The 14,317-nt window shown below is 53.6% G+C and carries 6 protein-coding genes and 1 pseudogene; all 7 read right to left on the bottom strand.

All coding sequences use genetic code 11. From position 1 onward, the window contains the following. Nucleotides 1-173: 173 nt before the first annotated feature. The gene (locus AACQ81_RS18850; protein WP_237385861.1) at nt 174-887 is read right to left on the bottom strand and encodes a hypothetical protein; all 714 of its coding nucleotides are present in this window, start codon (nt 885-887) and stop codon (nt 174-176) included. Nucleotides 888-891: 4 nt separating this feature from the next. Beyond that, complete coding sequence (locus AACQ81_RS18845) at nt 892-5,289, bottom strand: RHS repeat-associated core domain-containing protein (protein WP_237385860.1); 4,398 nt, start codon at nt 5,287-5,289, stop codon at nt 892-894. Between the two features lie 12 nt (nt 5,290-5,301). Further along, a pseudogene (locus AACQ81_RS18840) lies at nt 5,302-5,721 on the bottom strand (DUF1795 domain-containing protein). Nucleotides 5,722-5,844: 123 nt separating this feature from the next. Then, nucleotides 5,845-7,764 carry a type VI secretion system Vgr family protein gene (locus AACQ81_RS18835; RefSeq protein WP_443089519.1) on the bottom strand — a complete coding sequence of 640 codons (1,920 nt, stop codon included), beginning with the start codon at nt 7,762-7,764 and terminating at the stop codon, nt 5,845-5,847. Between the two features lie 15 nt (nt 7,765-7,779). Then, the gene (locus AACQ81_RS18830) at nt 7,780-9,174 is read right to left on the bottom strand and encodes a VasL domain-containing protein (RefSeq protein WP_237385859.1); all 1,395 of its coding nucleotides are present in this window, start codon (nt 9,172-9,174) and stop codon (nt 7,780-7,782) included. Between the two features lie 82 nt (nt 9,175-9,256). Further along, nucleotides 9,257-12,865, bottom strand: a complete 3,609-nt coding sequence (gene tssM / locus AACQ81_RS18825) for a type VI secretion system membrane subunit TssM (RefSeq protein WP_237385858.1) — start codon at nt 12,863-12,865, stop codon at nt 9,257-9,259. Continuing rightward, nucleotides 12,862-14,316 (bottom strand): type VI secretion system protein TssA, encoded by a 1,455-nt coding sequence (tssA, locus tag AACQ81_RS18820; protein ID WP_237385857.1) that lies wholly within the window; start codon nt 14,314-14,316, stop codon nt 12,862-12,864. Before tssA ends, tssM begins: the two co-directional genes overlap by 4 nt. Nucleotide 14,317: the final 1 nt, after the last annotated feature.

Raw genomic sequence — 14,317 nt, 5'->3', positions numbered from 1 at the left:
TATTAGCTTGAACATCTATATCGTAACGGAAAGGTGTTTTTCTTGGTATAACCCTTGGTCTCCACCCGCATAGCGGGTGGTTTTATGTTTAAGAAGCTGACGCTACTTAAACTGGCTAAAGCCATAATAAATTGTCCGGCAAGGTTAATTAGCCGGACAATTATATCTATTTTCTATCTAGTGATTTCATCCATAGCAATATCATAAAAAGTGAATTTAGCATTTTTTATGAACATAAGAATTTCAGAAAATCTAGCATCTTTATTTTGTTCGCGGAGACAATCTTTCTCCAATTCATTGAGCATTAACAAGTATTTTTCATCTTGATCATCCATTGCATCATATACTTCCTCAGTACATAATTTCAGCATCTTTATTAAGCACTCATTGAAAAATAGACTACTATTTGAACTAGAATAACCAACTATACTTTCAATTGCATTAATTAATAAAAAACCAATATAACCACGAGAAGAATTTAATAGAAAATAAAAGTTATCAGAGATTTTTACTTTATAACAAGCAGATAAAAAATCAGATGATACGATTAACTGATTATTTTTTATCGAAAAAAAAGACTTTTCTTGCATTACAATCTTATCAATAAAATTATCAATACAATCAATCAATTCTATTTTTTTTAATTTTTCAATATCAAATAATTCAAATTCCGGTTCGTTGTTAAAAAATAATGATGAAATACTGAGCAATAAAAATGATAATTTATTATCATTTTTATTAAGCAAAAACCAATCCAATGAATCTAACTCACTGAAATTATTACTACCATATAATGAATTAGCGTCCTCCTCCAAATCACATATAGTAGTATATTGACTTTCCATAAAGACATTGAACCCAGATAAATCCCAACGAATTTCACCCATTGAATTATCCTCCTAGGCTTACAGGATGTGCTGCAGGTAAAAAACCACCATCTGGTTTAGAAATTTTTCCATTAATAATCATATCACTTGTAATTGGTAAGCCCGGGTCATTAGGTGAACCACCATGAATAGCTGCCCCACTGTTACCACGCGGACCTGATGGGCCATAAGCAGTTATAGCTTGGCCTTTATATGCCCCTGTTTTATTACCAGCGAATATAACTATGTCACCATCTTTTGCAAAAATAATATTATTATTCCCGCCACCAGAAACATAAACTCCATCTGGTTTTTTAACGATTTCCTGAATTCGTTCTTCTGACAATCTACCGTGATAACCTTTAGGAGATACCTTTCCGGGAGCGATCTTAGGTATTTTTCCTTCATTCGCCCTTTCTTGGATCTTTGTTGCCAATTTCGAATGAGGGCACTTCGCTAAGCCAAATGGGTCTATCCATCCAGTCGGGTTAGGCACATAGGCATACAAGTTTTCCCCGCCTGCCAATTTGATTGGGTCTGGTGTCAGGTACACACCCGCCACCGCCGAGTAATACCTAAACCGATTATAGATCAGTCCGCTCTCGTCATCCAAAAATTGGCCGGCGAACTGGTTCCCCGGGTTCAGTTCCGCGTTTTCCCCCAACACGCCCAAGCGCAGCCCGTACAGGCTCTGCGGCGGCCGGCGCCAGACACGGTGGCCTTGCGGGTCAAACAGCGCCAGCGGTTCTCCGGTCGGGGCACAGACAGCATATTGCGTCTGCACCTCACCGGCAATCAGTTCACGGCGGTTTTCCGGGTTGGGGGTGAAGAATTGGATTTGTTGCGCCAGCAACTGCCAGCCATCAAAGACGAGGTGGCGGATACTGTACAAGCGGTTATGCCGGTATTCGCGGATTTCCGCCGGCACATCGCCGTCCCACAGGTAGGTGGTGCGGCTGCCTGCCCGTTCGCACACTTTTTCCGTGCGCCGCCCGAAGGCATCGTAGCGATAGTCCCACTGCTGACCGCCCGGGGTCCGCACCCCGATAAGCTGGTTCTGGCTGTTCCAGCGGAACTTCGTGAGCTGCGGGCGGTGACCGTCTTCCCACACCTGCATCGCGGTCATCCGCCCCGCATCATCATACTCAAACAGATGCTGACCCGCCTGCCGCAGCCGGTGGCCTTTCTGGTAGAGCCGTTCGTTGTCAATATCGTGGCGGCCGTCGAAACGGCGGGCGGGGTAACCGCAGGCATCATACTGATAATGCTCCCGCAGCCGGTCGCCGTCACTGACCGACGTGACCTGACCGTTGCCGTTAACGACATAGCGCAGCCCCTGTCGTTCATCATTGGCGGCCACCAGATTCAGGGCTGCATCGTAGCGATATTCCCGGTCCAGTCCCGCGAGCGTCGGGTGGGGAATATCCGCCACTTCATGGGCGGCAAAAAACTCGGTATTACGCCCGGCACGTTGCGCCGTCAGTTGCCCCATCAGGGAATGAGCCTGACGCAGGATAAAGCCCTTGTCTGACTGGCGGTGCCATTCGTGCCCGTCGCCATCCCGCTCAAGCGTGAGCTGATGCTCATCACTGATGCTGAGCCGTTTGAGTTCACCCACGTTGTTGGCTTGGGTACCCGCCTGCCAGCATCGGCCATCTGGGGTGTGGAGGATTCTTTCTGCCGTCACATTATCCGGATAATCGCGCGTAATTTCGCCGCAGGGCTGAATTTCTTTAACCAGGCGGTCTTTGTCATCATATTCAAACGTCAGCGGCACACTGTCGGGTGCCGCAACGTCCAGAAGACGGCCGAGGATATCGTAACGGTAGGTGGTTGTACCTTCCGGCGCGTGCATCGCCGTCATCCGCTGGGCGGCATCGTATTCATAACAGATAATGTTGTTCAGCGCATCACGTTTTTCAACGCAGTTACCGTTGCCATCATAGGCGTAATGCCACTGTGTGCCCGCATAGTCGGTTTCCGTGACCACTCGCCCGTCTGCATCCAGTGTATAACGATAACTTTCTCCCTGCGGGTTAATCACTGCCAGCAGTTGCAGGCGGTCGTGGTCATAGCGGTACTGCCAACGGTGGCCTTCACCATCCACACGCGCCACCGGCAGGTCAAACGGCCCGTATTCGATATGCCATTTCACCCCGCGGGCATCGGTCCACTCCGTCAGGTTGCCGTGGCGGTCATGACGAAGACGTTCCACGCTGTTGTTAGGGCGGTCACTTAAGGACACCCGGTGATGGCGGTCATAATCCCACAACCACAAGGCTCCGCCCCCCGAAGCAAGCCGCTGCAAGCGGTCATGACTGTCGTAACCCAGCCGCAGGCTGCGGTTTTCTTCATCAAACAGTTTCGTCAGCCGCTGGTGGCGGTCATATTCCCACGTCCGTTTGTTTCCCGCATTGTCTTCGGCGGCGATAACCCGCCCGAATTCATTGCGGGTCAGGGTGGTTTTGCTGCCATCGGGGGCCATAAAACAGGCCGCGTTGCCCTTGTCATCATACTGCTGCCACCAGACACGGCCGAGCGGATCCGTCAGGCTAATCAGCCGGTCTGCCTCATCATAATGATACTGCCACATGGCCCCGCCAGCATCGGTAAAAGCCGTCACCAGCCCCGTATCAGCCAGATAATCCAGCGTCAGGATTTGCCCCTCCGGTAAAATCTGACGCCGCAGGTTACCCCACTCATCGTACTCATAACGGGTGACATGACCACACGGTGTTTCCATCTGCGTGACCTGCTGTGCCTCGTTATAATGCCACGTCGTGGTATGGCCCTGCGGGGTTGTTGAGCGGGTGATGCCCGGTCCATAAGTCAGGTGAACAGGATAAAACCCTCCACTCCCCACACTATCAATACAACGTCCCTGTGCATCGTAGCGATAATCTACCGCCGTCTGGTCACCATCGGACCAGCGGCTAATCAGGCCCTGTTCATTATAGTCATAAAACAAGTGAAACTGCTGGAGGCTGTCTGCATCTGCTAACCAACCATTATCGTGATAACCATACTGCGCCATCACCTCATTTAATCCATTGTCACTGCGGCGGATTTCTGTCAGTAAGCCATCTTCACGGTATCCCAGCACTAATTCAGGGCCATCACTATGGGTCACCTTAATAAGCTGATGCTGCTCACCATAATGAAAGTGCAAAGTATTACCGTTACGATCACGGTGTTCCGCCAGCAGCCAGCGTTTCTCACCGGACAGGCTTGAAGCGCCCAGAAGGGTAAAATATTTACGCACCGGATGATTCCGGTCTGTCAGTACAAGCCCCTGTTTTGCCCTGCTCAGAGTAAAATCCGGATGTTCTGGGTTAATGCTGTGATCAACACTTTCCGGCAAAGCAAAGTGCAACGATGCGCCTTCTGTGGTGAGGATTTCTATGCGATCTCCGGTTACTATTGCACATTCCGAGAAATTATCGCGCCAATTTTCACCCAGCAATCCCCGCTGTCCCGGTGACCAGCTGCGTATAAATTGCAGGGGGACCGTTTGCCCCAATTCAATATCGACCCGCTGATCAAACAGCGCACCGGTTGTCACATCAATCGGGTCACCCGTAAAGAATTTTTTTGTACCCGCCCAGTAACGCTTTAATCCCTTGGTTTCTTTGAAAGCGGTCTTGGCACACTTCAGCGTCTTACCGAGCGCTCTTTCCCCCACTTTTATTGCCCCCTTCAGTGCCCCCCTCACTACAGCCTGCCGGCCTGTTTTGGTCAGCAGTTTTCCAAGGCCCTTTGCCAGCCCTCGCGAAGGTGGAACCACAAATTCGACAGCAATCAACAAGGCCCGCTGCCAGCCAGAGAATTCTTCTTCAACTTGAAGGTAAGTACCCTGACCAGAACCAATAAACACCTTACTTGCCCCACCCTTGATGGTGGCACCGCAAACCAGTTTGTCGTCTACCCGCGCCGCAGGCTGGTCGTTGATAAAAACCGATTCACTGCCCTGCGCTATCAACGGGGGCGGGTGTTTGCTGCATGCTGCCAGGTCAACGGTAGCCCGGGCGGCGGCCTTTCCTTCAATCTGCACATTGGGTGAACCCGAGCTTATCGCCCCATCAGGTGGGCCAAAGCTGTTCACCATATTGGTCACCGCCGAGCTGACATCACTGATCAGCCCTCCTAATGCCAGCGTGCCGGCGGTACCAAGTGCCAGTACTGCCGCTGTAGCCAATCCACCCGTGCCGACAATCAATGCAGACGCAGCGGCAAAAACAGCCGCGCCAATCAATGCTCCCGCAATGACACCCGCCAATGCCCCCAAAAAGCTCGCATGCTGGATCGGGTCCCCTTCACGAGCCGCTGCCGGACCTCTTGGTTGTGAAGGCGGCATCAATGTCGTGCCCGCATGGGTTGCTCCCACCCGGGCAATCCGCGTCACAATTTCATCACTGAGTCCCATATTGTTCTCCCATCACACCGCCTGAAAACTGGTGACGATCGCCAGTAATGCGTCACGCTGCCCCGTTTCAAACGGCTGGGGAGAAGTCAGATTAAAAGCCAGCAACTGGCTGCCCCGAATTTGCAACACTACGGTCTGGTGCATTTCGCCTTCCGGACTTTTCCAGTGGTAATCCAACCGCTAGGCAGCTTCACCGCTGAGCGTCATTTCAAGACGCTGATGCTCCTGATAACCCGGTAAGTGGGTACGAAACTGTTCTAAAGTCTGTTCGTAATACACTGCGGTATCAGTGCCCATAGGCACGGGCGTACGGTTAATCACCAGATTGACCCCGCTGTCATCCGGCAGCACAAAAACATGCATAGATTCATCACGCCAGTTGGCTGGAATATTCAGAGTCCCTTCGTTCATCTGATAAGATTGCGCGCTCATTATTTTTCCTTTTCGTTCTGCTTAACGTATTCAATTCATGTGATTGTTCAGTCCGGGCACACTCATAAGGTTTGCCTGACTGAACTCATCCTGTTATCGGCATCGTCCCTATCAAGGGTGACACTAGTTCAGCGTGATGACTTTCTGACCATTAATAATCACAGAAACCCCCGAAATATGGATATTGCCTTCCTTATCTATTGAAATGCTCCCCTTGGTATTACTAATGCTGATGCCATCTTCAACAGATTGGATAGTGATTTCTCCCTTAGCACTAAGCACACTCGTTTTCTCCACCGTTATCTGTCGCTCACCAATACTGCTCACTTCCTTGCCAATCACTTCCTTATGTCGTTCCTCACGCACAGTAATAACTTGATTATGGCCCACACTTTCGGTGTGATCGTGTGTTACGCGGGTAGTACGATCATTAAGAACTGTCGTTTCCATATCCTTCTGCGCATGCAGCGACAGCCTTTCGCCCCCTTTAGAATCCTCAAACAGCAGCTCGTTATACCCTTCCCCCTTATGGGTCTTGGAGCGGAACGCCATCTGGGTTTTGCTGCCCGGCAGGGCACCCGGCGGAATATTGCTGGCATGGTAAGTACGCCCGGTCACTATCGGCTGGTCAGGATCGCCGTGCAGGAAATCCACCACCACTTCCTGTCCGATACGTGGGATGGCGAGCATACCCCAGCCCTGTCCGGCCCACGGTTGGGTGACGCGTATCCAGCAGGAACTGTGGTCATCGCTGTTGCCGTAGCGGTCCCACGGGAACTGGAGGCGAATGCGCCCGTACTGGTCACAGAAGATTTCTTCGCCCGCCGGGCCGACGACTTTGGCAATTTGCGGGCCGTCAACGACCGGCTTCGGCAACGGCGCCGGACGCCAGTTCTGGTTATGGCGGATAAAGCCGAAGTGGCTGTGCAACGTGGTGCCGCTGCCGCCGCTGGCAGTTTCCCGTGCCTGTGGCTGGCTGCCCGCATGGCTGGCGCTCACGACCTGCCACGGCTGGTTGAGGTCAAGGCGCGGGTGGTTGGTCAGGGTGAACAGCCGGCCCGGCTGGACTGCAATGGCGTGGCCGCTGCCCTGCCCCATCACGGCATCATTGCGCAGGGCCTCTAGCCGGTAGCGGGTAAAGGCTTCCCCGTGGACAGCATTCTTGAATCGGCCCGGGTAGTCGTAGTGCTCGTAGTACCCTTCCTGCAAGGTGTCTTCCTTCATCTGCGCGCGGAATTCGGCCGCCCACGCCGGATTTTTGAAGGTGTAATCCTTGAGTTCAACCTGGGCCGGACGCACTTGGGCACTACAGGTCAGGCTGTCCACAGAAGGTTCGCCAATCGTGCTGCCTTCCCCCGGCTGGTACGGGATCACGATGCCCGGTGGCACGGAGCCGGCGTCATCGGCAAACACCAGTGTGTTGCGCCCGTTGCCGCATTCAAAGAAGTAGAAAATGCCCTCTTCCGCGGTCAGCCGTTGCAGGAAGACAAAGTCGCTTTCCTGGTATTGCACGCAGAATTCCCGCTCGGGATGCGGGTGGCGCAGGCTGAACACCACGTCGCGGATGCCGTGTTCTTTCAGGATGGTGGTGATGATGGTGGCGATGTCCTGTTGCTGGAAGATACGCGAGTTCTGGCGCAGGGTGGTGCGCCACAGATCAGGACGGAGGGTCATCTGGTAGGTGGTCTGGTGCAACCCGGTGTTACCCTGCTCAAAACGGGCCACCATGCCGGTGATACTGCGCTGTTCTACGCCGTCCTGCAGGATGGTCAGGGTCGCGGTGCGATCCAGTACTGCCGGAAAGTCAATGGCCGGATCAGCGCTTGCCAGCCCGACGTTCAGGTTGAACGGCTGGGAAAACCCTTCCGTCAGGGTAAAATCAGTGACCACAAAGGTCTGCGGTGGCAGAGCGCCCGCCGTCAGAGTAAATTGCAGGCCACTCGGGTCACCGCCCCCCAGCAACATCTGGCCGGCGGCCTGCTGTCCCTGCTGGACAAGTGCCTGCCCTTTTTTAAGTTTCGCAATATTCTTTTTCATTGACATGGTCTGTCTCCCTGATTAATGCCCGCCGTCCGGTGTGACGGCATGTTCATAATGTTGGATCTGACGGTCGGCCGGGTTGTCAGTCTGACCTTCGATGGCCTGACGCAGCCGGTCATAGCGGCCCAGCAGCGCGTTAAAGCGGTCATCAATGCCTTTCAGCAGTACCGGCGGGGCGCTGTCCCCTTTCGCCGCATAGACGCTCAATTGACGCAGCATTTCTTCCAGCGGCACTTCGCTGCCGTGGCTGCGCTGGATGTCATAGATGGCGGTTTTCAGGTAGGAAAGCGTGAAGCTGCCACGGGTGCGCTCCTGTAACAGGATTTTGTCCGACAATTGCTGAAGCTGGTCACGGGTGGCGTACCAGCTGCCTTTCAGGGGGGCGCTGTCGATACGGGCGGTCATGGCTTGTTCCCACTGGCGGGTCGCTTGCCGTTGCACCGACGATCCCGGCCACAACTGTTCAGCGGTGCCCGTCAGGGTGCGGGCAGCTTCCCAGGTGACCAGCGGCCCGGTTTCTGCCAGCCGCTCAAGCTGGATCGAATAACTGTCCAGCTCAGGCTGATACAGCCAGGCCAACCGTGCGCCCGCCGGTTGGCCTGTGATGGTACTGAGTTGTTGTTGCAGGGGTTTGTAGAACAGCAACCCACTGCCGACTAAAACCAGCACTCCCAGCAAAGCCCCGAGGCCAAAGCCCTGCCAGGCGCTTAGCCCTTGTGGGGGAGGTGCCGGGAACTGCACCCGCACCCGTTGTTGACTCCCGGCCACCGGCTGAGGGTCATGACGCGGCGGCGGCGGGGGCGGTGTTTCCGGTTCGGTTTCTGATTGGGACAGGTAAACCAGCGGCGGCATCTGCACCGGCGGCGAAGCGGGTTTGGCGGCCTGACGCGGTTTTTCCAGCTTTTTGGCCGCGTTCTGGAAGAACCACAACAGGTTCTCGACACGCGGCAAACGTTTCAGGTCGGATTGTTGCAGCCGGTCAATAATCAGCTGGAGTGCCCGCTCAGCACGGTAAATCATCCGCAGGTCACTGGCGGCAAAATCCTGCTGGCGCAACACACCGCCGGTCCGGGTATGGAACCACTCCAGCAGGTCAGTGCGAACCTGCGGTTGAGGCGGCCACAGGGAGTCCCATTCGCTGACGATAACGCCCGCCAACAGTTCGCAACCTTCGGTAAAACCCGCCAGCCCGTTCAGTTGCAGCCGGGCCAGCGTGTAGTAAATTGCGGTCTGCAAATCGACACCGTTGGTTTTAAACAGTGTCAGGGACAAGGATTCCACCAGCGGCCAGTTCACTTCCGGTTGCGCCGGGTGGCTGGTTTTATTGATTTCATCGCGGATAACGGCAAATTCCGGCAGGTTCAGCGGACTGCCGCCCGCCCGGATGATAAGGTTTTCAGAATGCCCGCTCATATTCTCGCTTTTCTCCTTAAAAAAACCCCTGCCCGGAGGCAGGGGGAGGTTTTGCTTTCAGGACTGACCTTCGATGGCTCCCTTAATAGAGAGTGTCGGGTAGTTTGAACTGGCTGAACAGCCCGCCCGCAAAGGGGTTGTCTGATTCGTCCACGTAGACACGGTAGGTCATGTCACCGCCTTCCACATTGAAGCGCACGTCGAAGAAACCCGGCTGGACGTTGGTCAGCTTGCCACTGTTGATCAGCCGCAACTGTGCCCACGGCCCCGTGAAGCTGATAGAACGCGGTGCCTGATTGTTTCTGTCCGGCATCAGGGTCAGCTTGCTCTCAGTGCCTGCCCGCATGGAGTTCGGCCAGATAAGACGTGCCACGTTGCTGCGGCCGTGGGAATAATCCACCAGCTGTCCGTCAAGGTTCAGCAGGGCACGGCGTTTATTGCCGGTCAAGCTGATCGGTTCGATAGCAAACTGGGCACCGAGACCGTTTTGAGGGGTAAAGAAGGTGGTGCGAATGCGGTTTGCCATTGCCAACTGTTTCATGACATCCGGCCGGATAAGCGCCTTGCCATCCGTACCGGTGGTCAGGTTGTATTCCACAAACGGTTTCAGGCTCTGCTGGTAGAAGGTATCCAGCGTGCCATCCGGCCGGAAGAAGCGTTCAAACTCGCTCAATGGCACTTCTTCGGTCGCTTTTGGATTGAACGGATAACGTCCCGCCAGATAGGTCTTGTACTGTTTAACAACGGAGTCGTTCCATTCCACTTCCAGAGAACGTACCGCTTCCATCATCACCACACGCCAAGCCTGCTCTGCCAGTTCTCCGACCCAGCGGTTCAGCGGTTCCGGCAGGGTTTTCGCCATCTGCTGGACTTCAAAAATCGCGTCACTGTTGTTTTTGTCCAGACGCATCTGAACCGCTTGCAGGGCAGCTTTACCCGGAACCGGCGAGTTCTGGATCGCCAACAGATAGCGGTGCAATGCTGTCAGTTTCTGGTAGACGCTTTGCAATGTGCTGCCTTTGTCTCCGCGTTCAACCAACACTTCCGTTTCCTGAGAGAAGTCGTGGCTGATACGGTTTAACAGCTTATAATCTGCCCGATCGGATAAATTCAGTTTTTCCTTGTCACTCAACGAATCACCGAGCAATGGTGGATGTGTGTTATCACTCAGGATTTGCAACGCCCGTTTGATGGGTTGCTCACCACTGATCACCTGTTCAATGGCACTGATGGCGTGGGGCAGATCATCAAAATCCCGCACTTCGAGGTTATTCATCGCCGCCCGCCAGGTAGCGGTGTACTCGGATAAATACAGATCATTGATATCGTTCAGTATCCTCTTCTGATCTTCATCACTGTATTGGTCGTTGTTCTGTGATGACCTTACTTCGTTGGATTTTTCCTGAGTGTTCTTCGCAATATTCAGCACCCAGCTGTCCATTTCAGTCAGTTTCGTCAGTTCATCTTTCTGCCGGACGAAGTAATCCATCAGGCCGTGGCGGGTCAATAATTGTGGGATCACCAACCGTTTTTCATTGCTGGCCACAAACACGTCGTCAAAGCTCGGGCCAATCTGGTCACGCAGGTTAAGCGGTGCTGACAGGACATCCTGTGCCCTGATACGCAGGTTCTGGTAAACCCGTTGCTTGACGGAGAGCGCTTTCAGCTCATCCTGAGCCTGCCGGATCGGTTTGACAAACGGGGCAAAGTTGGCAATGGCCTCTTTATCACCTTTATCACGCAGCGCTTTCCAGTCGGTTCGAGCAAGGGCGTAATCCAAATGAGTCAGGAGGGCATCCTGTATATCACGCTGGCCGTGGAATGCCTTACTCCAGCGCTCACGCATATACTGGGCTACCAACCCGCTGTTACGCTTACTTTTATCTTCCATCATGCGCATAACCCGCAAGATCTCGAGTTTTTCCTCACTACTCGCGGGTGCCTGATTCAGATCATCCAACAAACCCAGCATCAGGGATGGCAGGAAACGCTGCTCCAGCAACTTCCGATAGGTGGTTGCCACATACGGCCCGACACTGCCGCCCTGATACAACGCCATATCCGTCAGGAAGGAAGCATTCTCATGATAGTTACCATAAGCGAGTGTCGCGTCACGGATAGGGTTCAGCTGTGGCAATTGGAGATCACCATAACGGTCATCACCTTTCGGGGGCGGCACGGACAGGAAATTTTTTGCTTGCGCCAAGACTTCTTCGCCCGCCCGGTAATTTTTCTGGTAGAAATAATGCCATCCCCCCCACATCGCCATCATGACCAAGGCACTGAGAGTCGAGAAGGTATATAACTGGCGGCGGTTGCGACTCAGCCAGATGCGGTTTTCAGCCGCCAGATTCGGCTCTGCCAGCAGGATGTCTTCAAACAGGGAGTGGGTAAAGTACGGCAGGGTATCACCCGCCGGCCAGGTCGGGAACGCCTGAGAACCCAGATGGTACTGCGCCGAAGCAGATTGGGTGAACAAGTCATCCATTTGCCCGACCTGATGGGCAGACGTCAGGTAGACTCCGCGCAGGGTCGGGCGGTGGTGTTCGTCGTTATACAGGATATCGTCCAGCATCTGGACAATGTAGCTGTACAAGCCCTGAACCTGACGGGTGAAACTGAATAGGGCACTGCGCTGGTTGGCATCCACGTTGTTCAGCATCATGTCCGGCATGGCGTTGTTCAGGTTGTTCATCCACTGTTGCCAGAACTGCTCCAGCTCACTGCGCCACGCTTTCTCATCGCGGTTGTTGAGGCTGAATGTGACTCCCAGAATCTGGTCACGCAATTTGCGATCCAGCGACTGGTACATGGCTTCAAAGCCGTGCATCAGGTCAATTTTGGTCATCACCAGATAAAGCGGCAACTGGCTGTGGAAGGTCAGGCGAATGTCTTGCAGGCGCTGGTGAAGTTCCCGCACATAGCGTTCGCGTTGCTCACGGTTGTCCGTCATCAGGCGCAGGGTATCCACGGTCAGAATAATGCCGTTGAGTGGCTGACGCTGGCGGTTTTCAGCCAGCCAGTTCAGCAGGGCTTCCCACAGGCGGCTGTTGATTTGCGGTTTGTCGCTGTTGAGCGGGACAGGCTGGTCAATCAACTGGCCTTTCGGGTCAATAATGACCGCTTTTTCTCCTAACCAGCAGCGCAGCATCAGGGGGATGTTATCATCCTGACGCAAATATTCCGGTGCTGCGATTTCGGACAGTTTATAACCTTCCTTAATCAGCGAGGTCTTACCGCTTTTTTGGCTGCCGATCACCATGTACCACGGACGCTCGTACAGGTACTTGTACGAATCCAGATGGCGCTGTAACTGGGATTTCCAGTGGTCGAGATAACGATCCTGATGTTCGATGTCCATCCGCACGGGATCAACCACTTTCAGCTCAACATCAAGGTTGAGTTTTTCCAGTGTCCGCAAGCGGCGCCATGCTTTCATGCCGACCCAGAACAGCACTATCATGATAATGATGGCGGTTGCCAGCCAGCGGGCAGCAAGGCTTTCCAGTGGATAATCGTTGCGGATTTTCCATTCCGGTCCCCACCACCAGACGGCAATCAGGAGCAGGCAGGGAATGAGCGCCAGAACCACTGTCATCGCTGCCTTGAGGCGTGGCAGGGACTTAAATTTTCCCAGTGCCGGCAAGGCCGATTTCAAGGGTGCCAAAGAGGACAAAGAGGGCCATTTCATGGGTTAACGCTCCTGTTTGAAGCCGGTTCCTTGAGAGGAGCAGGCAGTTTTTCAGCCATTTTTTCTGCCAATATGGTCAGCAGGCTGGGTTCCCATTGAGTGAGTAACATGTGTTGTCCCGTGTGTAACAAGTTCCGGTAATGCTGTTGGGCCAACGACGTCATGCCCGCTTCTTCGAGCAACTGGGCATTGAGTAATTGGCCATAGAATTGATCACGTGGCTCAGTAAGCTGTTGCTGGTGTTCTTCCAACATGTTCAGGGCAGCTTCTAATCCCTGCTGAGCGAAGCACTGCCAGATAGCTTCCTGATCAGCGGAAACGGTTCCCTTGCCCGTGCCTGCTGGTTCAGGTGCGAGCCAATCGAGGGTGCCTGGAGAAATAAACGGACTCATGTCTGAAAAACTTAAAGTTTTCAGTCCCGGCAATCGCTCCAGAAAGTCGTTAAGTTCATGGCGAATCGACTGTGCAACGTGCCCATAGCCCAATTGCAACGCAGCCTGCGCCGCAATCTCATGCCCATCCAGCCAGTAAGGGGCCAACGTCAGACTCTGCTCGATTTGCTGGAGCAATTTGTTATCCGCCGCCGGTAATCTCGCCAGATAATCCGCCGTGCGATCCGCCGAAGCGGGTGCCAGCGGTGTTTTGCCCGCTGCATTCGCCATCGGTGCCGTAGTGAGGGTATGCCAGACTGCATGGCGTCTCAGGGAATAACCGACAGGCGAGTCAGGATGTCGTTCACACAGTAAATCAGCCACGGTCAGCAGGGTTTGCTTCCACGCTTTTTCGCTTGAGCTGTTAACGTCCACTTCCGGCATTGGTGCCGCTTCATAGGATTGAGGCGTTTGTGCCGAAGATCCTGCCGTTGATGCCGTTGCAGCCACCGATGCAGATTTTGGTGCTTCAGGGGCGGTTTCTGGCTGACGGTTATAGCGGATACGCAATTGATCGACTTCTTTGGCAAGATCCGGTTCATTCACATGCCAGCATTGCGCAAGATGGGCTAACGCACCTTGCGCATCATCCCGTTCACTTTTGCTTGCCTGTTCGGTAAAACTGCCCTGAACCGAGTCAAAACGTTTGAGTACCTGCTGTGCCAGTCGGCGCTTCATCAGCGGCTTGGCCGGCCAGGCTTTTTCCCAGTAGTTTTTGACGTGATCAGCCAACAGCTCTATGGCAAGGATCAACTCAGCAGCATTGCCTGCATGTTGCAGGGTACGCAGCAAATGAACCATCAGCCGGAAATCCTTGCTGCTTTCACTCAGCAACTGCAACGCTTGTCGCCGGATCTCTTCAACATCCAGCGAGCCATGCGACAGCGAACCAAACTTGATCATTTCGCTGTCAATGTATTCCCATGCGGGGTCGCCGTCTCCCAGCGCCTTGCCAATCTGTTCGTCGGACAAGGGAGCCAGCAGGGAGCCGAACCAGTCAAATTGTGTTCTGATGTCCATG

The sequence above is a fragment of the Xenorhabdus sp. Sc-CR9 genome, assembly GCF_963897815.1.
In the GTDB taxonomy this organism is placed as follows: domain Bacteria; phylum Pseudomonadota; class Gammaproteobacteria; order Enterobacterales; family Enterobacteriaceae; genus Xenorhabdus.
The sequence above is the reverse complement of the archived record's forward strand: the minus strand, read 5'-3'. Positions and strand labels throughout refer to the sequence as shown.

Coding starts and splice junctions, on each gene's coding strand:
- AACQ81_RS18850 (WP_237385861.1), bottom strand. CDS start 887: ATGGGTGAAATTCGTTGGGATTTATCTGGGTTCAATGTCTTTATGGAA.
- AACQ81_RS18845 (WP_237385860.1), bottom strand. CDS start 5,289: ATGGGACTCAGTGATGAAATTGTGACGCGGATTGCCCGGGTGGGAGCA.
- AACQ81_RS18835 (WP_443089519.1), bottom strand. CDS start 7,764: ATGTCAATGAAAAAGAATATTGCGAAACTTAAAAAAGGGCAGGCACTT.
- AACQ81_RS18830 (WP_237385859.1), bottom strand. CDS start 9,174: ATGAGCGGGCATTCTGAAAACCTTATCATCCGGGCGGGCGGCAGTCCG.
- tssM (WP_237385858.1), bottom strand. CDS start 12,865: ATGAAATGGCCCTCTTTGTCCTCTTTGGCACCCTTGAAATCGGCCTTG.
- tssA (WP_237385857.1), bottom strand. CDS start 14,316: ATGGACATCAGAACACAATTTGACTGGTTCGGCTCCCTGCTGGCTCCC.